At 53.1% G+C, this 23,965-nt stretch carries 24 protein-coding genes and 1 riboswitch; of the genes, 1 reads left to right on the top strand and 23 read right to left on the bottom strand.

The genetic code is table 11. The features are described from left to right. Positions 1-73: 73 nt before the first annotated feature. The 16 genes from atpA to AC0YNV_RS19985 all read right to left on the bottom strand — a co-directional run bounded on the left by atpA (position 74) and on the right by AC0YNV_RS19985 (position 13,269). Complete coding sequence (atpA, locus tag AC0YNV_RS20060; RefSeq protein WP_475769607.1) at positions 74-1,588, bottom strand: F0F1 ATP synthase subunit alpha; 1,515 nt, start codon at positions 1,586-1,588, stop codon at positions 74-76. Between the two features lie 16 nt (positions 1,589-1,604). Then, entirely contained in the window at positions 1,605-2,153 is a 549-nt protein-coding gene (locus tag AC0YNV_RS20055) for a F0F1 ATP synthase subunit delta (RefSeq protein WP_475769606.1), read from the bottom strand. Continuing rightward, positions 2,150-2,632, bottom strand: a complete 483-nt coding sequence (gene atpF, locus AC0YNV_RS20050; RefSeq protein ID WP_475769605.1) for a F0F1 ATP synthase subunit B — start codon at positions 2,630-2,632, stop codon at positions 2,150-2,152. The genes AC0YNV_RS20055 and atpF overlap by 4 nt, the downstream gene beginning before the upstream one ends. 101 nt (positions 2,633-2,733) lie before the next feature. After that, on the bottom strand, positions 2,734-2,949 hold the full coding sequence (atpE, locus tag AC0YNV_RS20045) for a F0F1 ATP synthase subunit C (RefSeq protein WP_036583039.1): 216 nt from the start codon (positions 2,947-2,949) through the stop codon (positions 2,734-2,736). Positions 2,950-3,049: 100 nt separating this feature from the next. Further along, entirely contained in the window at positions 3,050-3,817 is a 768-nt protein-coding gene (gene atpB, locus AC0YNV_RS20040; protein ID WP_475769604.1) for a F0F1 ATP synthase subunit A, read from the bottom strand. A 10-nt stretch (positions 3,818-3,827) separates the two neighbouring features. Further along, the gene (locus AC0YNV_RS20035) at positions 3,828-4,205 is read right to left on the bottom strand and encodes an ATP synthase subunit I (RefSeq protein WP_475769603.1); all 378 of its coding nucleotides are present in this window, start codon (positions 4,203-4,205) and stop codon (positions 3,828-3,830) included. Next, a complete protein-coding gene (locus tag AC0YNV_RS20030) occupies positions 4,198-4,419 on the bottom strand; it encodes an AtpZ/AtpI family protein (protein WP_210039063.1) in 222 nt (73 codons plus the stop codon). Before AC0YNV_RS20030 ends, AC0YNV_RS20035 begins: the two co-directional genes overlap by 8 nt. 188 nt (positions 4,420-4,607) lie before the next feature. Beyond that, on the bottom strand, positions 4,608-5,756 hold the full coding sequence (gene wecB, locus AC0YNV_RS20025; protein ID WP_379114449.1) for a non-hydrolyzing UDP-N-acetylglucosamine 2-epimerase: 1,149 nt from the start codon (positions 5,754-5,756) through the stop codon (positions 4,608-4,610). Positions 5,757-5,839: 83 nt separating this feature from the next. Beyond that, positions 5,840-6,469 (bottom strand): uracil phosphoribosyltransferase, encoded by a 630-nt coding sequence (gene upp, locus AC0YNV_RS20020; RefSeq protein WP_210039064.1) that lies wholly within the window; start codon positions 6,467-6,469, stop codon positions 5,840-5,842. Between the two features lie 263 nt (positions 6,470-6,732). Next, on the bottom strand, positions 6,733-7,773 hold the full coding sequence (locus AC0YNV_RS20015) for a glycine-rich domain-containing protein (RefSeq protein ID WP_475769602.1): 1,041 nt from the start codon (positions 7,771-7,773) through the stop codon (positions 6,733-6,735). A 175-nt stretch (positions 7,774-7,948) separates the two neighbouring features. After that, positions 7,949-9,196, bottom strand: a complete 1,248-nt coding sequence (locus AC0YNV_RS20010) for a serine hydroxymethyltransferase (protein ID WP_475769601.1) — start codon at positions 9,194-9,196, stop codon at positions 7,949-7,951. Positions 9,197-9,366: 170 nt separating this feature from the next. Next, a complete protein-coding gene (locus tag AC0YNV_RS20005) occupies positions 9,367-10,014 on the bottom strand; it encodes a TIGR01440 family protein (RefSeq protein ID WP_475769600.1) in 648 nt (215 codons plus the stop codon). Positions 10,015-10,121: 107 nt separating this feature from the next. Continuing rightward, positions 10,122-10,589: a ribose 5-phosphate isomerase B gene (gene rpiB, locus AC0YNV_RS20000; RefSeq protein ID WP_475769599.1), complete on the bottom strand. Its 468-nt coding sequence runs from the start codon at positions 10,587-10,589 to the stop codon at positions 10,122-10,124. Between the two features lie 131 nt (positions 10,590-10,720). Continuing rightward, a riboswitch (ZMP/ZTP riboswitch) is annotated at positions 10,721-10,803 on the bottom strand. 87 nt (positions 10,804-10,890) lie between these two features. After that, positions 10,891-11,472, bottom strand: coding sequence for a low molecular weight protein arginine phosphatase (locus AC0YNV_RS19995; protein ID WP_475769598.1), 582 nt, complete (start codon positions 11,470-11,472; stop codon positions 10,891-10,893). 29 nt (positions 11,473-11,501) lie between these two features. Further along, positions 11,502-12,062 carry a manganese efflux pump MntP gene (locus tag AC0YNV_RS19990; protein ID WP_210039070.1) on the bottom strand — a complete coding sequence of 187 codons (561 nt, stop codon included), beginning with the start codon at positions 12,060-12,062 and terminating at the stop codon, positions 11,502-11,504. An 88-nt stretch (positions 12,063-12,150) separates the two neighbouring features. After that, the gene (locus tag AC0YNV_RS19985; RefSeq protein WP_475769597.1) at positions 12,151-13,269 is read right to left on the bottom strand and encodes an L-threonylcarbamoyladenylate synthase; all 1,119 of its coding nucleotides are present in this window, start codon (positions 13,267-13,269) and stop codon (positions 12,151-12,153) included. A gap of 253 nt (positions 13,270-13,522) precedes the next feature. Between AC0YNV_RS19985 and AC0YNV_RS19980 the strand changes: the two genes are divergently transcribed. Beyond that, positions 13,523-14,974, top strand: coding sequence for an MDR family MFS transporter (locus AC0YNV_RS19980; protein WP_475769596.1), 1,452 nt, complete (start codon positions 13,523-13,525; stop codon positions 14,972-14,974). A 123-nt stretch (positions 14,975-15,097) separates the two neighbouring features. Here AC0YNV_RS19980 and spoIIR read toward each other — a convergent pair whose 3' ends face one another. From spoIIR to AC0YNV_RS19945, 7 genes are all read right to left on the bottom strand, one after another. After that, the gene (spoIIR, locus tag AC0YNV_RS19975; protein ID WP_210039073.1) at positions 15,098-15,826 is read right to left on the bottom strand and encodes a stage II sporulation protein R; all 729 of its coding nucleotides are present in this window, start codon (positions 15,824-15,826) and stop codon (positions 15,098-15,100) included. Between the two features lie 368 nt (positions 15,827-16,194). Then, entirely contained in the window at positions 16,195-17,382 is a 1,188-nt protein-coding gene (locus AC0YNV_RS19970) for a N5-glutamine methyltransferase family protein (protein ID WP_475769595.1), read from the bottom strand. Between the two features lie 75 nt (positions 17,383-17,457). Then, a complete protein-coding gene (gene prfA / locus AC0YNV_RS19965; protein WP_210039074.1) occupies positions 17,458-18,525 on the bottom strand; it encodes a peptide chain release factor 1 in 1,068 nt (355 codons plus the stop codon). 100 nt (positions 18,526-18,625) lie between these two features. Then, the gene (locus tag AC0YNV_RS19960; protein ID WP_475769594.1) at positions 18,626-20,002 is read right to left on the bottom strand and encodes an MFS transporter; all 1,377 of its coding nucleotides are present in this window, start codon (positions 20,000-20,002) and stop codon (positions 18,626-18,628) included. Between the two features lie 33 nt (positions 20,003-20,035). Continuing rightward, entirely contained in the window at positions 20,036-21,250 is a 1,215-nt protein-coding gene (locus AC0YNV_RS19955) for an MFS transporter (RefSeq protein ID WP_210039076.1), read from the bottom strand. A gap of 99 nt (positions 21,251-21,349) precedes the next feature. After that, positions 21,350-22,450, bottom strand: a complete 1,101-nt coding sequence (gene ychF / locus AC0YNV_RS19950; RefSeq protein WP_475769593.1) for a redox-regulated ATPase YchF — start codon at positions 22,448-22,450, stop codon at positions 21,350-21,352. A 180-nt stretch (positions 22,451-22,630) separates the two neighbouring features. Then, positions 22,631-23,869, bottom strand: coding sequence for a molybdopterin-dependent oxidoreductase (locus tag AC0YNV_RS19945; protein ID WP_475769592.1), 1,239 nt, complete (start codon positions 23,867-23,869; stop codon positions 22,631-22,633). Between the last annotated feature and the right edge of the window lie 96 nt (positions 23,870-23,965).

Below are 23,965 nucleotides of genomic sequence, written 5' to 3'. Positions count from 1 at the left end.
ATTGCCGGACTCCCTTAACGAAGTGAATCCGGCTCTATTCCGCTTAAGTCCAGGCTTATATGCTTGCCCCGAATTAAGCCGATGCGGAAAAGCCTTTTTTGAACGTATTAATCGCTTCAATAAGAACCTTCTCGTTATCGGAAGTTAAATCCTTGGTATCGCGGATCGACGACAAAATCTCGGGTTTGCTTGCATCCACGTAAGCCAGCAATTCAGCTTCGAAACGACGAATGTCTTGAACCGGAATATCGTCAACATGTCCCCGGGTTACCGTATAGAGAGATACAACCTGGCGTTCAACAGGCAGCGGCTGGTTAACGCCCTGCTTAAGAATTTCCAGTGTCCGCTCACCGCGGTTCAGACGGGATTGCGTTACTTTATCAAGATCCGACCCGAATTGGGCAAATGCAGCGAGCTCACGGTATTGGGCAAGATCAAGCTTGAGCGTACCCGCAACCTTTTTCATCGCTTTGATTTGCGCCGAGCTACCTACCCGGGATACGGAGTTACCGACGTTAACAGCCGGACGTTGGCCGGAGTAGAACAAATCGGACTCAAGGAAAATCTGTCCATCCGTAATCGAAATTACGTTGGTTGGGATGTAAGCGGAGATATCGCCCGCTTGCGTCTCAATGAATGGCAGTGCTGTCAGCGAACCGCCGCCGAGCTCATCATTCAGCTTGGCTGCACGCTCCAGAAGACGGGAATGCAGGTAGAAAACGTCGCCCGGATAAGCTTCCCGACCTGGAGGACGGCGGAGCAGCAGGGACAACTCACGGTATGCGGCAGCCTGTTTGGACAGATCATCATAGATAACCAGTACATGCTTGCCGCTGTACATAAAGTACTCACCCATCGTACAGCCTGTATAAGGGGCAATGTAGAGCAATGGGGATGGCTCGGATGCGCTAGCGGTAACGACGATTGTGTAATCAAGCGCACCTTGCTTGCGAAGCGATTCTACTACCGTACGGACAGTGGATTGCTTTTGTCCGATTGCCACATAAATACAGATAACGCCGTTGCCTTTTTGGTTAACGATCGTATCGATGGCAATTTGGGTTTTACCGGTTTGACGGTCGCCGATGATCAGCTCCCGTTGGCCGCGGCCGATCGGAATCATCGCATCGATTGCCTTGATACCTGTTTGCATCGGCTCGAATACCGATTTACGGGCCATAACGCCCGGAGCCGGCGATTCGATCGGGCGCGCCTCTGTCGTGTTGACAGGACCGTTGCCATCGACTGGCTCACCCAGTGCGTTAACAACGCGTCCAAGAAGCGCCTCACCTACAGGAACCTCCATAATACGACCGGTTCTCTTCACTTGATCGCCTTCACGAATACCTGTGTAAGGTCCCATGATAACGACACCGACATTGCTTTCCTCAAGATTGAGGGCCATGCCGATAACGCCGTTGGAGAATTCGAGCAGTTCTCCTGCCATACAGTTTTCGAGTCCATGAACGCGAGCAATACCGTCACCGACTTGGATGACCGTACCGACATCGACAACTTGAATCTCGGATTTAAATTGTTCGATTTGTTGTTTAATCAGCGTGCTGATTTCATCAGGTCTGATACTCAATTCCGCTCACCCCTATCTACAATGCTTGAGTTTTCAATGATTGTTCCAAACGAGAAAGCTTGCCTAGCAGGCTGCCGTCATAAAGACGGTCGCCGATGCGCACCTGCACACCGCCGAGCAGCTCCGGTTTCAAGATTTGTTCCGCAACAATTTTTTTGCCGGCAATTGCACCGAATCTCGCTTGTACTTTGGACAACTCTTCCGCGCTTAACAGCTTAGCTGTATACACCGTTGCATGGGCTTGGCCCAGCGCTTCGCCAGCAAGCTTCGTATACGCTTCGTAGACGCCGCTAATGATTCCCTGACGGCCGCGGATAATAAGAAGTTCCAGTGTGCTGAGAACGGATTCTGAGATTTTATCGGAAAAAGCGCCTTTGACCAAAGCGATTTTTTTGGATGTTTCTATGTTGGGAAAGCTGAGAAATTTGCGAATTTCCGCATTCTTCTCAATAACCTCAACTACTAATTTAAGCTGTTCCTGGTTTTCAGCAATCGTTTGATTCAGCTGTGCAATTTGGAACAACGCCTTCGCATAACGTTTTGCAACTACGCCGTCGCGGCTCATTTGCTTTCTACCTCTTTCAGATATTGCTCAACGAGCTCTTCTTGCGATTTCTCATCGATTTGCTTCTCGATGATTTTGGATGCGATCATGACAGACATGCCGCCAACTTGACTGCGAAGTGCGGCAATTGCCTTATTCTTTTCGATTTGGATATCGCTGACCGCTTCATTTTTCAAACGGGTTGCCTCAGCTTTTGCAGACTGCATAATGTCATCCGCCTGCTTATTACTGGTTACTTTTGATTGCTCGATAATTTCATAAGCCTCTTTGCGTGCCTGCTGAAGAGCTTGCTTCTGTTCTTCAAGATGCTGGCTTGCTTGCAGACGGCTCTCTTCTGCTGTTTTTATTTGATCCTGCACCAGCTGTCTGCGCTGTTCCATAATGCCCATCAAGGGTCCGAAGGCATATTTGCTCAGCAACCATAACAACACCAGGAACGCTATAATGGTAAATACTGTCGATTCCCACACAAACTCCATAGTTGACACTCCTTTCCATAAACCTGAATCATAATAATTGTGCCAATCAAAACGAAGGCGTGGATGGCCTTGGCCAACCCCGCCAACCCGTTATATGGATACTAAGCTCCGAAATAAAGAAGGAAGCCGATTACAACGCCAATGATTGGAACAACCTCGACGATACCAACACCGATGAACATAGTGGTTTGAAGTGTACCGCGAAGCTCAGGCTGACGGGAAATCCCTTCAACTGTTTTACTGACGATCATACCGTTACCAATACCTGCACCCAATGCTCCCAAACCAATTGCCAATGCTGCTGCCAAAAATTCCATTTTTGAAATCCTCCTAATAGTAGGTTATTTTTGTCGTGCCAATATATATGACTCCCGCCAGAAGAGCTCGAAGCCTCCTAAGTAGCGGGATTTGTGCCTGTTAATGATCCTCTTCATGAACTGTCGCCTGCGAAATGTAAACCATTGTAAGAATGGTAAACAGGAAGGCTTGAATCGCCCCAACAAACAAACTGAATGCCTGCCAGGCGGCGAGGAGTGGAATACCGACTACTCCCAGCATCAAAATCGTGGAAATCAGAACCTCACCAGCGAAAATGTTAGCGTACAAACGGAGTGAGAGGGTAAGCGGTTTAGCTAGTTCCTTCAGGATATTGAGCGGGAGGAAAATAGCATACGGTTCAATGTAATGCTTCAGATAGTGTTTACGATTCTGCTTCAGACCAAGGAAGTGAACCATAAAGATCACTATAATCGCAAGTCCCGCTGTACAAGCCAGATCGGCTGTCGGTGATTTCCACCAACCAACATGCGCGTGACCTCCATCCTCGACCAACTGGGCTTCGGAAACGATTTCAGTTCCCGCGAAAGTAAACGGTTCATGATGCTCGGTAATGATACCGAATGGGAGCCCTAATAAATTGGATACAAAGATGAACAGAATCAGGGTCATACCCAAGTTAATGAAACTCTTTGCCTTGCTGAGCGGCATCGTGCTTGCAATGGTATTGTGAACGAATTCAATAACCCATTCCATAAAATTTTGTATCTTTGAAGGATTGGTCACCGATAGATTACCCACTGCCACCCGTGCCAGAATAAAAACAATCAGGCAGGACACGATGATGGACAACCAGGTGGAAAGATCAATGTGAAAGCCTCCAACGTCAATAATCGGAAATAAATGCATGCTTTTGTTTTCACCCCTTTCCGCTATGCTTTGAATAGGTTACGGCCGTGATTAGAAAAACAGCTATCTGTACAAAGAAAGATGCAGACAATGTAGCGGCTACATTCAGATATTGAGGAAACTTATTGGCAATCATGACGACAAACAGAACAGTAGCAAGCCTTCCGGCCATGCCGATGCTCATCCTTCTTGGCCCTTGATCAACAACGATCTGTCCGAGAAGATCAATACGCCTTCGCAGAAGATATGCATTGAACAAACTTGCCGCGCAGCCTGCAACGATTCCGGCGGCTATCGCCTTCAAAGATGGAACAAGCAGCCATACTACAATGCAGAGTGACATCAGATAGAGAGCTGATCGCATTGCTTTCCTAAAGATCTCATTCATCGGTGTCCTCCAATACAACCTTGACAAGCAACACGCAGGACAGAATACCGGCAGCCAGACCAACAAGCAAACCGCCAATGATCCAAGCTTGCGAACCACCTATCCATTTGCCGACAAAATAGCCCAGTAAGATGCAAATTGCGAAGTCAAGCCCCATTACACCAACCAGCCCTGCAGCTCGCCAGGGGTTGTCTCCCATACCCTTTTTATTCATGGCTTTACCTCTGTTAATCCTTATACATTTTATCCAAGCGAAGCGACGTTTGTCAATCGATATAAATTCAAACAGTTTGTGAACGCGAACCCGGAAAGCCTTGCTATATCAAGGTTTTCCAAGATTGCAAACCATACAGTACCACTGTATGCTGTGGTGTTTGGCGACATGCGGCGATTTGGACTTAACTATGAACGTTGTGTGAACGGGACAGGCCGTTCTTTCCTTCTCCCAAAATGATGCAAAATCGCCTGTACAATCCTTTGGGAAGCTTGACCGTCGCCGTAGGGATTTGCCGCTTTGCTCATTTTCTCATATAGTCCGGCATCCTTGAGAAGAGCACGGGCGCGTGTATATACAACTTCTTCGTCCGTACCGACAAGCTCCAGCGTTCCGGCCTCGATTCCTTCCGGACGCTCCGTTGTATCCCGCAGCACCAAGGTCGGAACGCCGAATGAAGGCGCTTCTTCCTGCAACCCGCCCGAGTCGGTCATAATCATGTAGGTGTGAGGATAGAAATTATGAAACTCAAATACATCGAGCGGATCGATCAGCTTGATCCGGGGATGATCGCCCAGAATTTCATTGGCAGGCTCGCGGACAGCCGGATTCGGATGAACCGCATAAACGAAAGCCACATCTGCAAACTCGTCGGCAATCCGTTTCACCGCCTGGAAAATATTGCGGTGAGGCTGTCCAAGCGCTTCACGGCGATGCGCCGTCATGAGCACCAGGCGTTTTCCGTCCGCCCAATCGATAATGGGATGGGTGAACGACTTGTCCACCGTATACTCGAAAACATCCGTAGCTGTATTTCCCGTTACATAAATGGCGGACTCCGGCTTGTTTTCCTGGCGAAGATTGCTGGCCGCCTGCTCGGTCGGGGCAAAATGGATATCGGACAGGACGCCTGCGAGCTGGCGGTTCATCTCCTCGGGATAAGGCGACATTTTGTTCCACGTACGCAGGCCTGCCTCGACATGACCCACCTGAATCTGCTGAATGAACGAAGCATAGCTGGCCAGAAAAGTGGTTTGCGTATCGCCATGGACGAGCACGATATCGGGCTTCGATTCCCGCAGAATAGGCTCAAGCCCTTCCAGCACCCGTACAGTCGTTCCCGTCAGCGTCTGGCGATCCTGCATCACGTTCAGGTCATAATTCGGTCTGATCTCAAAAAAGTCGAGCACCTGATCCAGCATTTGCCTATGCTGCGCCGTCACACAAACAATCGATTCAATCTCATCCGAATGTTTCTGCAGCTCCAGAACAAGCGGAGCCATCTTTACTGCCTCCGGACGCGTACCAAAAATAGTCATTACCTTCAGTTTAGCCAATGATTGTCACTCCTATGATAAATTAATGCGTTATGTGTGTTCTCCGGTGACATTGAAACTGCGTATGCCGCAAAACTTCTCCGCTATTTCGTACCGTACATGCGGTCGCCGGCGTCTCCCAGACCGGGAACAATGTAACCGTGCTCATTCAAGCGCTCGTCAAGTGCGGCAATGAAAATATCCACATCGGGATGGTCTTTCTGGACGGCTGCAACACCTTCAGGCGCTGCAATCAAACACATCAGCTTAATCTGGAGACAGCCGCGCTGCTTCAGAGTCTCGATCGCCGCATTGGCCGATCCGCCAGTGGCGAGCATGGGATCAATGACGATCAGCATCCGCTCGGTTGCATCCGCGGGCAAATTCACATAATACTCGATCGGCTCCAACGTATCCGGATGCCGGTACAGACCAATATGCCCAACCTTGGCCGCCGGAATCAGCTTAAGCATGCCATCCACCATTCCAAGGCCCGCGCGAAGCACGGGGATAAGACCGAGCATGCGGCCGGATATCACCTGGCCAACCGCTTCTGTGACCGGCGTTGTTACCGGCACCGGTTCCAAGGGAACATCCCGTGTAATTTCATAGGCCATTAACGTTGCCACTTCGTCCACCAGCTCGCGGAAATCCTTCGTATTGGTACCTTTGTCGCGAATATGCGTCAGCTTATGTTGGATAAGCGGGTGGTCACAAATCGTCAATTTGCCCATTGGTTTCATCCTCCTGTAAAAGCTTTGCGTCCCTTCTTGGAACATCCTCATTCTTTACAATCCTATCACAACCTCGTCTATTATAGCATCGGTAGCTTCATTATGCACTGCACAGTAAAAATCAAGAAGAAACGGTTCTTTTGAATTATTTTTTCCTGTAAATATTAAAAAACCGGCCAGTCCGGATTGACGGACGCCGGTTGATCGGTGAGTCGAAGGACCTCCAAGATTTGGTGCGATTCCATGGCTTTGGGAATATAGACTCAGTCTCCTCCGCCTCCACAGCCGCCTCCCCCGCAGGAAGAGCCGCCGCCGTCGCTGCCCGATCCGCAGGAAGAACCGCCTCCATCGTGGCCCCCGCTACCGTTACCTGAGCTGTCGCTGTCGCACACATAAGAGTTTGATCCGCAGCTGCTCGCGGAGCCTCCCTGTTCTTTCCTGTGAGCGGCATCCATCTCGTTCGCAAACTGATCGGGCGGGAGCATAGAGGATATGAATAACGCACCTGATAGCGCTCCAGTCATCATGAGCGGATCAGACCATTGGGTGCCCCGGCCCGTTTCGTATCTATCGTATGGATTGCCGGTGCCGCTCCGTGCATCTGCTGCAAGTTCCTGGCCCCTTAGAATTAAATAGTCAACCGCGGCACTTAAATCGGGAAACTTCTCTGCAGCCTTTACATTAAAATAATGTCCGCGGAGTTCATCCGCGCTTAGCTGCTCCAGCGCTTCCATCCGCTGCGGTGAAAGCGGAGTCCGGTAGAAGGTTCCCCACAGCTGGCTGCTCACAGGCGTCTGCACAAACAGCTCCCCGTAAATCCAATCAAACCAAGCCCGTTCGCCCTGTTCCGGCCCTGCTCCCTCCCCATGCGGCGCATGATGAATAAATCCGCCGCTCAGCTGGATGCAAAACTGTTCATACTCCCGGGTAAACATCAGCATTTCATGCCAAACCTCATCGACCTTCTCACTATACATCGGTACGCCCCTCATAATGGCGCACATCAGGAAATAACGTTTCAATTCAAACCACAGCCACTGCCACTCGCCGTCACGCATAGAAGGCCTGTTTCTCAAGACGCGGTCCTTCACCCTGGCTTCCATATCGGCGGTCAGCACAGCTTCAAGACGCTCTGCCGCCGGTCGTGCGGGATGTCCTGAAGGTACGCCGAGAGCCTCCGGCGGCTTGCGCTTGGCTGAAGCCACCCTGCGCGATCCCCTGCTCTGTGATTTCTGATTGTTCAATCGCGATACGATAAAAAAGATAATAATGACAGCGAGAACAATGATAAGGAAACCACCCATAGCTATCACCCGCTTTTCGTAGGATTAGTTCCATCATAGCATGAATAAACCATGTCTTTCTGCCGTTTTTGGTAAACATTAGGGCTGTATCAGGCCGGTGTTGTAAAAAAAGGCTGCTGCGCTGTCCTCGTGGACTTGCGCAGCAGCCTCTTCGCTTTCCTTTTATGAGCTTTTTTTAATACTTCAAACCGGGATAAAGCGGGTATTGGGACGTCAGGTCGCTGACCATGCCGCGTGCTTTGGCAAGCACCGCCTCATCTTTCGGGTTTTTCAAGGTCATGGCGATAATTTCTGCAATGGTCTTCATCGCTTCGACGCCCATTCCCCGTGAAGTTGCCGCAGGAGTACCGATACGCACGCCGCTAGTAATGAACGGGCTGGTCGGATCGAATGGAATGGCGTTTTTGTTGACTGTGATTTGCACGGAATCCAGTACATGCTCCGCATCCTTGCCGGTAATGTTCAGACTGCGCAGATCAATCAGCATCAGGTGATTGTCTGTTCCGCCGGATACGATATTAATGCCTTGGGCCATCAACGATTCAGACAGCGCCTTGGCGTTATCGACGACGTTTTTGCCGTAGACTTTGAATGATGGATCCAGCGCTTCGCCGAAAGCAACCGCTTTGGCAGCAATAATATGCATCAAAGGTCCGCCCTGGGAACCAGGGAATACGGCTTTATCGATCGCTTGCGCCCATGGCTGACGGCACAAAATCAAGCCGCCGCGGGGTCCGCGAAGCGTTTTATGCGTCGTGGTGGTAACGAAATGGGCGTGCGGCACCGGGCTTGGATGCAGACCGGCTGCAACCAGACCGGCAATATGCGCCATATCGACGAACAGCAGAGCGCCGACATCATTTGCGATTTTGCCCAGTGCTTCAAAGTCAATGATACGCGGGTAAGCCGAGGCGCCTGCTACGATCATCTTCGGACGGTGCTTGAACGCAAGCTTCCGGACTTCTTCATAATCGATCGTGAATGTATTCTCATTGACGCCGTAAGAGACGAAATTATACAAAATACCGGATGCGTTAACCGGGCTGCCGTGCGTCAAATGCCCGCCATGCGCCAGATTCATGCCAAGCACGGTATCGCCCGCATTCAGCGCTGCAAGATAAACCGCCATATTCGCCTGGGCGCCGGAATGAGGCTGTACGTTGACATGCTCTGCGCCGAAAAGCTCCTTGGCACGGTCGCGGGCAATGTTCTCGGCGATATCCACATGCTCGCAGCCGCCGTAGTAGCGTTTGCCCGGGTAGCCTTCGGCGTATTTGTTCGTCAATACGGTTCCCATGGCTTCCAGCACAGCTTCGGAGACAATGTTCTCGGATGCGATAAGCTCAATGTTGTCGCGCTGACGCTGCAGCTCAAGTCCGAGTGCTTTTACCAATTCAGGGTCTTGTTTGCGTAAATGTTCCATTGTTTTGTTTATCCTCCTTAAATGTAACGCCTTCTATAACAGTCCCTTGCATTGCGCTGACAGGCCTTTGCAGCTTCTTGAGCAGCCATGGGTCAGAAACAATTCGCAAAACATGTTCATTGGCGGTTGTTAATTAACGCGGTATGTGGTCAAACGGCGAATCAACTTCTCTAGTCGCATGTGCCGCCCGGAGACTCCGGGCCACCTGGGGATGTATCAGTAAAGGCTTCAGCAGCTGAACTGCCCGGAATGCCGGCCTCTTCCTCCGTATATACAGCGCGAATGCCGCCGATCAGCTTTGGACGCGTATAAGCCATTGTCAGATGCGCTTCTCCAATGGAACGGATTGTCGGCCTGACGGGAACAGCAACACGCCGCAGATGCATGCCGATGAACGTATCGCCAATATCCAGTCCGGCATGCGCCTGCACCGACTCCGTCAGGCAGGGATCGGACAGCTTCCGATAGGCGTAGGAAGCCATCGAACCGCCGGCTTTCGGCACGGGAATGGCTCCTACAATCTCCAGGCCATACCGCTCTGCGATATCCCTCTCCATCACAAGCGCCCGATTCAAATGCTCGCAGCACTGATAGACGGGGTGAAAGCCGATGTCACGGCGGGCCGCCTCAACGCCTTCGTAAACCGCTTTGGCTGTCTCCAGCGTGCCTGATGTGCCAATCCGCTGACCGATGATTTCGCTTGTGCTTGCGCCAATTACCAGAAGCTGTCCGCTTCGAAGCTGAGCGGCATGCGCCAGCTCACGGACAACAGCTTCAACATCACCTGCAATCGTATCCAGCTTCAGTTCCCGGTTCATCACCTGACACTCCTTCGATTCGGATCTTCCGCTTGCTGCTAAGTATGGTGCTTCCCTCTGAAAAACAATCCCGGAACGGCAGCTTGCGCCGGAAGGCAAAAACGGATTCAAATAACGGTTGAGGGAGAAGACGCATTTTCTTCAAGCTTCATGACCTTGCCGATCCTGCCAACATGACGCTGCTCCCCTGAGAACGGGGTTTCCAGCCAGATTCGGACGATCTCCTGGGCAAGCCCGGGTCCGATGACGCGTTCTCCCATTGCCAGCACATTCGTATCATTATGCTCACGGGTTGCCTTGGCCGAGAAGGTATCGTGCACAAGTGCGCATCGGATGCCGGCCGTTTTATTGGCCGCAATTGACATGCCGATTCCTGTGCCGCAGACAAGAATTCCGCGTTCCGCCTTCCCGCTTGTTACTCTTTCGCAGACAGGAAGCGCATAATCAGGGTAGTCCACGGATTGCTCGCAATCGCAGCCGACATCTTCGATTTCATGACCGAGCGACCGTATGAAGGAAGCGAGCTCCTCCTTGAGGCGGTAACCGCCGTGATCGGCGCCGATGGCGATTTTCATAACATATAATCCTCCCGGTTTGACCGCCTTGGATGGCGAAAAATGTCGATGAATCATGTTACTAGTATACCTGAAATCATGCTGAAATCGCCTGGAAGACGAAAAAAGAGCATGACATGCTTTCGCACGCTGCTCTTTGCCCAGGCGACCGGCCGTATGATCTGATGCTCCACCGTGGTTTGATCCACTTTAGTCGCCAGTTACATCAGAAACCGTCTTAGTTGTTTTTATCATAACGTATTGCCTGTTGAAAATCAATCATCGAACGTCAGGGGCTGATGCGGATATTTTGTAAACGATCTTATCGGGAAGGGCCAAGCTTATCCAGCAGCTTCCTCAATGCATCCTCGATTTCGTCGGCGCTGCGCTTATACATCTCCATCGACCCGCCAAAGGGGTCGGCTATGTCAAAATCGGGAATCCGCTTCTCAAGCTCAAGCAGGCGGTCGCGCTCGGCACTGGTCATCTGTTGGCCAAGCGCCTGCTTCATCTGCCATTCCGTGTAAAGCCCCTCCAGCTCCGAAATATCGGCCAGCACCTTCTCGTCGCAGCCGACGAATTCCTTGAGCGTGTAAGTTTTATCCACCGCTTGCGGGAAGCGCTGCAGCAAATTGCGTTTATGGCTTGTCGTCATGGTCAAAATCAGATCCGCCCAAACGACTGAACCGCCATCAAGCGCTTTGGAGCCGCCAGTACATGAAACCTCCCTTTGACGCAGCACGCCTACAGCATTCGAAGAAACAGGAAGTCCATCCACCGTGGACACACCTGCCGAGCGTACCTCCAGCTGCCTGCCCTGCTTTCTCGCAAGCTCCTTAAGAATGGCCTCCGCCATCGGGGAACGGCATGTATTGCCGGTGCAAACGAACAAAATCCGTTTCATAGCACTCGCACTCCTTTTCCTCCATTTATTCAAAATAAAACAAGCAGCCCGAACGTGAACAAAATAACACCGCCTAGCGCTTCCCCGTACTCGCCCATGCTTGAACTGACCCGCCGTCCGATGAGCAGTCCAACCGTGGACATGATTCCGCCGAAGAAGCCGAACAGAAGCACCGTGACCAGCACATCCGCCGCAAACATGCCCAGTGAAATGCCTACGGAAAATGAATCAATGCTCACGCTGAGCGCAAACAGCAGCATCCCCCAAACCGTGCTGTGATCAAGGGATTCCACGGATTCGCCCCGCAGGGAGCTGTAAATCATGTGGCCGCCCAAGAGCAGCAGCAGCACACCGGCGGCGGATGAAGCCACATCGCCGAGCAGGGAGCTGACGTATTTACCGGTAAGCATGCCCATAAGAGGCATTATTATATGAAACAGCGCGATAACCGCACTTAATTTAAGAATGTCAACAAGCCGAATACCCTTCATTCCTATACCGACCCCGAGTGAAAAAGCGTCCATCCCAAGAGCTATCGCCATAAGTAACAGCGTCAGCAGTTGTCCGGCATGCATACCCGCTTCGACCATTCTTTTTCCCCCTTGTCCGCATTCTTTTCCAGCATATGCGGACAAGGGGTTAAACATGACCTGTAAAAGCGGCAGCCCGGGAAGGGCGTTATACGCGGATGATCTGCTGGGCTGCCGCTTTGGCAAGCCGGTTCATCAAGGCATGCCCGATGCCGGCCTCCGGACAGGTCTCCGCCCAAATTCGGCTCACGCCGAGATCATCAAATGAACGCAGGGCGGCATATAAGCCCTGAGCCGCCCGCTCCAGATCGCCGAGGCTGCCGATGACCAATACATGATCGGCATCGAAGCGGTCGGCATGCTCACGGAACGCGAGCACACCCGTACGTTCACCTTCCGCCCGGGCATCCCGGCTCTGCTTGCCGATATAAGCGGCAACTTCGTCGATGCCGCCCTGAACCAGCTGCATGATTCCCCTGGGCGCATAATGGGCATACTTCATTCCTGGGGATCTCGGAGCGATGCCGGCTGCCGGGTGTTCATGCGCTCCCAATTCAACGGAACCTGGGGTGCGTTCCTGTCCATTATCATGAGGGGCGGCAGCTACATCATATTCGACCTGCACCCCCGCTGCGCGCAGCGATTCAACTGTTATCCCGCCTGGTCGCAGAATCCGTACAATGCCGCCTGCTTCAACCTCAACAACTGTCGACTCCAGTCCCACGCCGGCCGAACCTCCGTCTATAACGGCATCAATCCGTCCGTTCAGATCATCCAGAACATGCGCCGCTTCTGTCGGACTGGGGCGGCCCGAGCTGTTGGCGCTGGGCGCCGCAACCGGACACCCGGCTGCCGTGATCAACGCCAGTGCCACGGGATGCGCAGGCATCCTGACGGCAACGGTGTCCAGCCCTGCCGTGACATGCTCCGATACCGAGGCCCGCTTCAGGGGCAGAACAATCGTAAGCGGCCCCGGCCAGAAGCGGTCCATCAGAAGCTGGACCAGCTCCCCGCATGGAGCGGTAAACGAATCAAGCTGCGCAGAGTCGGAAATATGCACAATGAGCGGATTGTCCGAAGGTCTTCCTTTGGCTTCAAAAATTCTGCTTACTGCATCGTGATCCAATGCGTTGGCTCCGAGCCCGTACACCGTTTCAGTGGGAAATGCCACCGTTCCTCCCTGCCGGAGAGTACGTGCGGCTTCTCTGATGATCTTATCGTCGGGGCTTGCGGGATCGACTTGATACACCTTGGTTTTGCTCGTCATTATGCAACCAATCCTTAGACGTCAATTAATCATTTTTATTTCTTCCATTATATCATACATGGCAAATTTCACATCCTCTCCGATAACCGGAGTACTATGGAATCTTTTCTGACATTTGTTAGGAAGCTATCCGGAAAATCATGTAATTTCCTTTGACTTTAACCTTTTGCGGATGTATGATAACTACGATTATTTATATATAAATTCAGATATATCAGCTTCGCATTTTTACATGCGCAATGGAGGATTACAGATGCAGACAGAAGAAGCCAAGCAGGTCCGTTTCCTGCCCATTATGATTGCCATTTTCTTCGGCAGTTTTATTTCTACGCTCAGTGTCAGTACGATTAACATCGCCATTCCTGTTCTGCAGGTTGACTTTGCTTCCGATCTGAACACTATTCAATGGACACTGACAGGTTTTATGCTTGCCATGGGCACATTTGCCCCGATTAGCGGCTATTTCGGCGAACGGTTCAGCTATAAATGGCTTTATCTCGTCTCCCTGCTGGGCTTCACCATTGCCTCCGCCTTATGCGCGCTGGCATGGAGCGCCCCGTCGCTCATTGCATTCCGTATTTTGCAAGGGGCCTTCAGTGGTCTCATCATTCCAGCTACCATGTCGATTATTTATCAGGTCATCCCCCGCGAGAAGCAGCCGATCGCAGTCAGCTTCTGGGCCATGTCGGCCATGCTGGCTCCTGCAATCGGACCGACGCTCAGCGGCTGGCTGCTTGACAATCTCACCTGGCAGTGGCTGTTCTGGATGAATGTGCCGATCGGCATTATCGGTGTTCTGCTCATCCTACCATTCATTCCCTACTACAGGCTGAATGTGCCCAAGTCCTTTGATCTGATCGGTTTTGTCACTGTTATCGTCAGCAGCTCCTCGCTTCTGGTAGCCTTATCGCAAGGCCATGCCTGGGGGTGGTCATCGACAAAGGTGATCAGCTTGATCGCAGCCGGTTTCGTGTTTCTGGCCCTATTCATCTGGCGCGAGCTTACTGCACAGACACCGCTCTTGAATCTGAGGGTATTCGGCAATGCCCGCTATACGATTTCATTGATTACCATTTGCATCATCACAATCAGCCTTTATTCAGGAACATTCCTGACTCCAATCTTCCTGCAAAACATCCAGCATGTCACGCCGCTTGATACGGGGCTGATTTTGCTTCCGGCTTCGTTGGCCATGGCCATACTGACCCCTTTTGTGGGCAAGTTTTACAGCAAGTTCGGTCCCCGCGTTCTGCTTATTATCGGGGTCGTGCTGATGGGTGCGGGAACGCTGCCGCTCAGTTGGCTCAGCGTCGACATCCCCCACGGCTATATCGTCTTCTGGATGATCGTGCGAAATTTGGGGATTGCCTTTGCCATGATGCCCGCCAGCAACTCCGGGATGGAGCAAATATCACCGCAGCTGAGCGGACATGCTTCCTCGATCAGCAACTGGCTGCGCAATGTATTCGGCTCCTTCGCTATTGCGATTTTTACGACCTTGCTGGCGTCGCATTCGGCCTCGCATGCAACAGATTTGGTCAATGCAGGTTCAAGCGATCAAGTCGGCATACAAATGATGTCCTTTACAATGAGCGTAAACGATGTGTATCTCATCGCGACCATTATCGTATTGGTCGCACTGCCGATTTGCCTGTTCATTCCCAAGCTGCGCCCGGATAAGCTCGCCCGCAAACAGGCGGCTTAACTCTTGCTGCGGGCGGGTCCGATAGCAAAGCAAACAACAACCTCCTTCGGCAGAAGGGGGTTGTTGTTTGTTTGTTTGTTTGCGGATGTTCCGGACCGGGACTGGCCTCTAAGAAAGTCAGCCTTAGCTGAACAGGTTTTTGAAGAAGTGAACAATGGACTGAATCAGCTCCCAAATGAAGAACTTTACCTCGGGAGTATCGGCACCCGTTTCTTTCGCTTCGGTGCCGCTCGACTGATCTGTGCCGCCTGCAGTGCCTGTCGTCTGCACATTGCCGCCCTTCGGGGCATCTTTGTCGACAGCGGCGGTGACGGCCGATGCCGCGGGTGCCGAAGCTTCTCCATTGACCGCATCCACGAAGCAGAGCGGCGGGAATAAGACGCACCACCAGTTTTGCCCTTCAGCCTTGCCCAGCGAAATCCGGAGCGCTTCGTAATTGCCCGCAGGGTAAACTTCACTGCCGTATATTTTGGTTGGAAATGGCACACTGCCAAGCTCCGCTTTATAGTCGTAAGTGAATCCGCGTTTATGCAATTCATTGGCTATGACCCGTTCGATGTCGCCCATATGCGAGAGGATCGTGCCCCGGGCTTCTTCAATCGTTTGCGGGCTGGTTACCCATTGATCGATTTCGGCGACAACGGCGTCGCGGACATACCGCTTAACCGCCTGATCTGCCGCGCTGTCGGAATTGGCGAGAATACGAAGCCGAATGGATTCCTTGGGAATCTCACCGCCTGCAATGGCTGCATCTGCACGCTGGCTTTCCCAGCTCATAATAAGAATGATAATGGCAAGAAACAAGTAACCATAAGAAGGGCGGTAAGGAAAACGGGAATAAGGGCGGATCATAACGTTAAGCTCCTTTTCGTCACCCGTCGGTGCGCTCAGCTTTACGTTCCGGAACGATCATATCCCTAAGTATGTCCACTCTGGCAATCTTTAAACCTAGCAGCCGGAGAATAAGAAAAACTAGAATTCCAGCACAAATATAAAACACATGGAGCCCTCTTCGAGGATGGAAGCGCAGCGTTGGATTCAAGGATTATTCGGAGCCGGCTATGCATGAAGCCTATATATTTCGGTATGCCTAAGAAGTATAAAATCTTGCCCTTCCCTTCGATATACACTCCATAAGTTAAAAAAAAGACTCTAGTAACGAAAGAGAAATAAACTCTTTACGTTACTAGAGTCTGCCTGTTATAACAGCTTTTCATACCTCATGCCCTGTTGTTCACGGCAATTACATGCCGTTCAATGCCGGCATAATCGTCAATGATCCGAACCTCGTCCCATTCGCCGAGCTGTTCCAGCAGTCTTGCAACCTCACGGGCTTGGCCCATACCAAGCTCGAAGGCAATAATCCGCGGCATCTGTGCCAGCCGCGGAAGCTGCTCCAGCATACGGCGGTAAGGGTCAAGGCCGTCACCGCCGCCGTCCAGCGCAAGCCGGGGTTCATGGTCCCGAACCTCCGGCTGCAAGCCCGCGATGTCTCCGGCCGGGATATACGGCGGGTTGGAGACAAGCACATCGATCCGCAGCCCGGCTGGGTCATTCTCCTCGCCGGGAGCACCAACTTCGCCCTCGCGCCGCAGCCGGAACGGCGCGAGCAGGTCGCCCTGCACGAACGCCATGCGCGCCGCTGCGCCATGGCGCGCCGCGTTCGTGCGGGCGACCTCCAGCGCTTCCGGCGACAGATCGGACGCGCTGACGCGCCAGAGCGGACGCTGCACCGCAAGCGTCACGCCGATGGCGCCACTGCCCGTGCCGACGTCAAGCACCGTCGGCACACCTGCGCTGGCTGTGCGGCCCGTCAGCGCCGGTTCCCCGGCCCTGGTCCCGCTCTCGATGTTCGCCTCAGCCGCCGCTTCACCAACCTGCTGTGATTCATCTCCGGCCACAGCACCGATTTCTGCTTGCCCCGCACCGGTTGTGCGGCTGCCTCCAGCCTTCAATGCAGTTTCGCCACCCTGCCCCGCTCCGCGGCTGCCAGCTCCGCTCGCATCCGGCCACAGCCTGTCGGCCTCGGCAAGCACCGCCTCGACGAGCAGCTCCGTCTCCGGCCGCGGAATCAGCACGGCCGGCGTCACAGCGAACGGCAGGCCATAGAACCACTTCTCGCCAATCAAATACTGCGCCGGCTCGCCGGCTGCCTTGCGCGAGATCAGCGATTCCCACTCCGCTGAACGCTCCACCGGAAACGGATCCCGCCAATCCCGCAGCAATCCCGCCTTCTCCAGGCCGAGCAGATGCATCAACAGCAGCTCGCTGTTGGATCTTGGCTCCATAATCTCATGCCTCTCCAAAAACAAAGAAGCCTGCAAGCAGGCTTCTCCAATGGTAAACAGCCGGTCCGCTTCTCCCATCCGGAAGTCTGCAGGACCGGGGCCATTCATGCTGCGCTCCATAATCCATTAGCGCCCCTCTCTATATGCCGTCAGCCTCACGCCATGATGCGGCGGTCAAGCCGGTTTCCCGATGAATCAGCTGATTTGCTCGATCAGCTCTGCTTGAGCCGTTACCGTGAGGGCATTGATGATTTCACCCATATCGCCGTTCATAACCGAATCCAGCTTATGCAGCGTCAGGCCAATCCGGTGGTCGGTTACCCGGCTCTGCGGATAGTTGTAAGTACGGATCCGCTCGCTGCGGTCGCCGGTACCCACTTTGCTTTTGCGCTCGCCGGCGTATTTTGCTTCTTCCTCCTGGCGGCGGATGTCGGAAATGCGCGCCCGGAGAACCTGCAGCGCCTTGGCTTTGTTCTCATTCTGCGACTTGCCGTCCTGACACTGCGCCATAATGCCTGTCGGCACATGAAGCACGCGGACAGCCGACTTGGTCGTATTAACGGACTGACCGCCGGCGCCGCTGGAGCAGAACGTATCCACCCGGATATCCTTGTCGAGAATTTCAATCTCGAGCTCTTCCACCTCAGGCATAACCGCAACGGTTGACGTGGACGTATGAATCCGTCCGCCTGACTCTGTTACGGGAATACGCTGAACCCGGTGCGCGCCACTTTCGAATTTCATTTTGCTGTAAGCGCCCTTGCCGTTGATCAGGAAAATAACCTCTTTGTAGCCGCCCAGATCGCTTTCATTGGCTTCCATCAGCTCCACGCGCCAGCCTTGGGAATCGGCAAATTTCATGTACATCCGGTACAGATCGGATGCGAACAATGCCGCTTCATCGCCGCCTGCCGCGCCGCGGATCTCCACAATCACGTTCTTGTCGTCATTGGGATCCTTCGGCATAAGCAGGATATGAATGTGATCCTCAAGCGCTGTCTGGCGCTCGGACAGTTCTTCAATCTCCATCTTCACCATCTCGCGCATTTCATCGTCGAGCTTCTCGGCCTGCATAGCCTTCGCATCGTCGAGCTGCGCCGATACTTCCTTGTATTCCGTATATGCTGTGTAAGCGTCCTGCAGATCCGACTGCTCCTTGGATAAGTCGCGCAGCCGCTTGGGGTCGCTTGCCACATCCGGATCGCACAACAGCTCGCTTAATTTATCATACCGGTCTGCGAGTGCCTGTAAACGGTCTAACACATTCATTCACCTCTACATGTAATAAGATTTCGCTGATTGTTGTCTTATTATTATATCATAACGCGGGGCTTTCCATAAATGTGACTTTAACTAAATATTTTCAGCGTCCAATTTCAAGGAGATATGGATCCTTGCCCCGCCGGTTTTGCTTGGCCTCCACGGCCTGCCCCTGCACCCGGATCATCAATGAGCTGGCCAAGGCGATCAGGCTGACGATAAAGCCGTAGGCGAACATATGGGAGAAGCCTGTCATCAGATCGGCATTCTTCGCCAGGAAGGCGCCCATTATCGTCACACCGACAGCTGTCCCGATATTGCGTGAAAATATTTGCAGAGAGGTGGAGACGCCTTTTTGCTTGCCATCCACCAGCTGCTGCGAACCGATCATGGAAACGGCGGACAGCAGGCCGAAGGAAAGGCCCATCAGCACCGAGCCGGCAAAGGTGAACCAGAATCCCGAGGCTGGGGAGAGCTGCAGAAACCAGATGCCCGAAGCCACGAGAATGGCATTGCCGGCAATCATCAGCCAGCGGTAGCCGAAGCGCCCGATCCACTTGCCCGCAGGCACGGACATGGCCATCCAGCCCACTGACATGCCCAGCATCGCCACACCGCTCATAAACAGCGAATAGCCATGCTTCTGGAGAAACATCGGCAGGTAGCTGGCGCCCCCGAATATCGACGCATAAGCCAGGAAAGAATTCAGGTTCATCCAGGCAACCGGTTTATTGCGGAACAGGTTGAGGGGAACAATGGGCGAAGCCAGCTTTTTCTCATACTTGTAAAACACAATAAGCAGCAGCACGCCCGCCGCTCCGGATAAATAGAACAAGGTGCCGATGTCGACCACGGTCATAAGAAGCAGAAGACTGATTCCGGCGGTAAAAACCAGCGCCCCCGTATAGTCCACTTTGGAACGCTTGGGTTCATATACTTCGCGATACGGCAGCAGCAGCAGAACCGAAAGCAGGCAGATCGGGATATTGATGTAAAAGATCCAGCGCCAGGTGGCGTACTCCACAAACATGGAGCCGAGCAACGGGGCAAGCACAGCCGAAATTCCCCACATCGCGGTAAACAAAGCCTGGATTCGCCCCCGCTTCTCCACCGTGAACAGATCCCCTGCAATAATCATCGGGAAAGGATTCATCACCCCCGCGCCTATTCCCTGGACAGCCCGGAAAATAACGAGCTGCACCATCGTATGCGCACTCCCGCACAGGATCGAGCCCAGCATAAATAAAATAATGCCGACGGCAAACACTTTCTTGCGTCCGAAGATATCGGAAATCCGGCCCGCAATCGGGGCCATTACGGTCGAGAAAATCATATAGCTTGCGAAAACCCAGGCATACAATTCAATACCGCCCAGCTCCTGGGCAATAATAGGCATCGTCGTATTGGCAATGGTGGAATCCATTGAGGCGACAAGCATCGCCATAACAATGCTGGCCAGCACCGGTATCCGATTTTTCATTGAGCAGCACCTTCTATTGGAGGAATAAGGAGCTTAAGCATACAACTGTTTATCCTTGGGCAGCAGAATTGCCAATATCCCAAGCAGCGGCAGGTAAGCGCACAGCTTCATAATGAATGCAATCGTCGTCGCGTCGGCGATCCAGCCCAGCACAGCCGAGCCCAGACCTCCTATGCCGAAGGCCAGGCCAAAGAACAGACCGGAGATCAGACCCACCTTCCCCGGCATCAGCTCCTGCGCATACACAACAATAATGGAGAAGGCGGAAGAGAGAATAAATCCGGCAAGCACGCATAACACACCGGTCCAGGTCAAATTGGCATAAGGCAGTAAAATCGAGAAGGGCGCCGTCCCAAGGATCGAGAACCAGATAATATTTCTGCGGCCGAAACGGTCCGCCAAAGGTCCTCCAAGAAATGTTCCCGCCGCTGAAGCAGCCAGAAAGGCAAACAGGAACCACTGCGCATGCTTCACTGACACGCCGTAATAATCAATCAAATAAAAGGAATAATAGCTGGAAATGCTCGACATGTACACATGCTTCGAGATAACAAGGAAGACCAGAACGACGACTGCCCACATCACCTGCCGGGAGGATAGGCCTGTCAGACGCAGCGGTTGGGCGCCGCTCTTGGCTTTCTTGCGTCCGGGAACGTTCTGATCGCGATACCAGCGGGCCACATAGGTCTGAATGATGATTGCGGCGGCGGCAACAAAAGCAAACCAGATGACGCCATGCTGACCCACTCTGACAAATATCACTGCTGTCATAATGGGACCCAGGGCGCTCCCGATATTGCCACCCACCTGGAAGATCGACTGCGCCAGACCGCGCTTGCCTCCAGCGGCCAGATAAGCTACACGGGACGACTCCGGATGAAAGACAGCAGAGCCCACGCCGATTGCAATAACAGCTAGCAGAATAACGGAATAATGCGGAGCCAGCGCTAAAGAAACGATCCCCACCAGCGTGAAGCAGACGCCGATGGGCAGGATATAGGGCCGGGGCTTGAGATCGGCGGCATAGCCGACCGCTGGCTGCAGAAGCGAAGCCGTCATATTCATCGCGAATGCGATCAGACCGATCTGCTTGTAGCTCAAATCGAGAGAATCCCGGAGAATCGGGAACAGTGCGGATACGGTCGACTGCATCGAATCATTCAGCAGATGGACAATACTGATCGCGAACAAAATCGGAAATACCGTTGCAGCCGCGGGTTTGGTAAGTGGAGCTGTAGAGGTTGCCATGGTTTAACTGTTTTCTCCCCTTCAAACGATACGAAGGAAGGACCCTTTTAGACTTCAGGCCCTTCCTTCATTCGAAAATAATGTCGGAGTCTTCAGGTCCTACACATTGAAACGGAAATGCATAACATCTCCGTCTTTCACCGTATAGTCCTTGCCCTCCAGGCGAAGCTGGCCTTTCTCCTTCGCCGCATTCATGGAGCCGGCATTCGTCAAATCCTCATAGGATACGACCTCCGCCCGGATAAAGCCCCGCTCAAAATCGGTATGAATGACGCCCGCTGCCTGCGGCGCCTTCGTCCCTTTGCGAATCGTCCAGGCGCGAACCTCCTGAACCCCCGCTGTAAAATACGTGTAGAGCCCCAGCAGCTTGTAAGCTGCGGCGATCAACCGGTTGAGCCCGGATTCCTGCAGGCCCAGCTCCTCAAGGAACATCGCTTTATCCTCGCCCTCAAGCTCGGCGATTTCCGCTTCCACCTTGGCGCTGATCGGCACCACCTCGGCGCCTTCGGCTGACGCAAATTCACGGACGAGCTTCACATAAGGATTCTCATCCGAATTGGCCGCTTCGCCTTCGCTCACATTGGCCGCATACAGAACCGGCTTAAGCGTCAGCAAATGAAGCTCACGGATCAGATACTGCTCTTCTTCGTTCAGCTCGATGCTGCGCGCAGGCTGATCGTTATAGAGAGCCTCCTTGACCCGTTCGAGCACCTCGACCTCTTGGGCAACCTTCTTGTCGCCGCCCTTCATGTTCTTGCGGCTGCGGTCGATCCGCCGGTCGACGGAGTCGATATCCGCCAGAATCAGCTCCAGGTTAATCGTCTGAATATCGCCGATCGGATCCACCTTGCCGGAAACATGGGTAATATTATCATCCTGAAAGCAGCGCACGACGTGAACAATCGCGTCCACTTCGCGAATATGGGCCAGAAACTTGTTGCCAAGTCCTTCCCCTTTGCTCGCTCCCTTCACGATGCCTGCGATATCGATAAATTCGAATGCTGTCGGCACCGTTCTGTTCGGTACCACCAGCTCTGTCAGCTTGTCAAGACGCACATCCGGCACTTCCACGACGCCCACATTGGGATCGATCGTGCAGAACGGATAATTGGCGGACTCGGCGCCAGCTTGCGTTATCGCATTAAACAACGTTGATTTCCCGACATTCGGAAGACCAACAATACCTGCTTTCAAAGCCATTGCTGTACACCCCTGCTTTCGAAATAAACATTTCTCAGGTCATTATACCCGATGCGGCAGGGGAAGAAAAGAAAAAAGGAAGGAGGCCCGCCGCGCATAAGCGGCTTTCCTCCCTCCCGGGTTGAAGCTTTTCCATTCGTAGTCTGCGGCCTTTTTCACGAACAGGAACAGGTTGTCTGATCAGACCCAGGCGTCATTGGAGTAGCCCCGCTGCTCCCAATACCCGATATGTTCATCGGGGATGAGTTCAATCCGGTTGAGCCACTTGACTGATTTGTAGGCATACATTTTTGGCACAATCAGACGGACAGGCCCGCCCAGATCGCTTGGGATCGGCTTGCCGTCATGAAGCACGGCCACCATCACATCGTCCATATCCGCCTGCTCCAGCGTCAGCGAATCCGTATATACCCCATCGCCGGAATAAAACTTGACGTTCTTCGCCTGCTGCTGCACACCCGCTTCCTTGAGAAACTGCTTGAGCGGTATCCCCTCCCAGGTATTGGAGTAGACGGACCAGCCGGTTACACAGTGAAAATCGCTCACCTGCACTTTGCGCGCCAGCTTCACGAACTGCTCCCAATTGTAATTCATCTTCTTGTCAACCAGTCCGTCCACGGCAAACGACCAGTTGCTGTTATTGAAGGAGGGAATCTGCGTCACGGTGTACACGCGGAACGAACCGCGGCCTCCCCCGCCCGTGGGCGGAAGCGATGCGGGAAGCGGCTGGGGTGCGGGAATCAGATTGTTGGCATCGGCTTCCACCAGCTTCTCTATGTCGGCTCCCGTTCCGATGGAATTGCCGATCCAGCGCAGGAACGAAGGACCCAGCGTGATGGCAAGACCCGCTCCAATCGCGGTCTTAATGAATGCACGCCGGGAATAAAGCGCTCCAGGGGAAGCAGCCGGGTGGATTTCCTTCTCTTTATCCGGCTTGCCGCTCTTCACCGTACGGCGGTGCGGCTCCTCCTTGAGCCATTTCGCACGCGTGATGGAATGATAGATAATATAGGGAAGTCCGATCCATGTGAGCAAATCATGCGCCAGCAGAGCTCCGTTGGACCATCCGGGACCGACCAGCCTGAACTGCCAGAGCAGCAGGCCCGACAGCAGCCAGCCAACGAGCAGCGCCAGCACCACAATGACGTTGGCCCGCTGCGACGACTTGCCCCTCAGCTGCTTCCAATGCTTGCCGGCCAGCAGCAGATAATAGACAACCGGAAGCAGCGAAGCAATCCCTACGACGATATGAATCCAGCGGATCCACACCCTTCCTTCACCCAATATGCCGCGCCAAAAACCGCCAAACAGCAGAAGTCCGGAGATCGTCAGAATGACAACGATCCAACCGTTCCATGCATGCAGCGCGTGAAGCTTCTTCCCGTAGCCCTTACGCAGTGACGCCAACCAATTGCTCATGCGTTCCTCGCCTCCCGATCGTGATTCCAAGCGCTAATGATCTACCGCTAATGATCCTGCATTCTTATACAATCATGTCATGAATCCTCGCGGATT

Source organism: Paenibacillus sp. JT31N11, from assembly GCF_056269285.1.
This window is presented reverse-complemented; position numbering and strand designations above follow the sequence as displayed.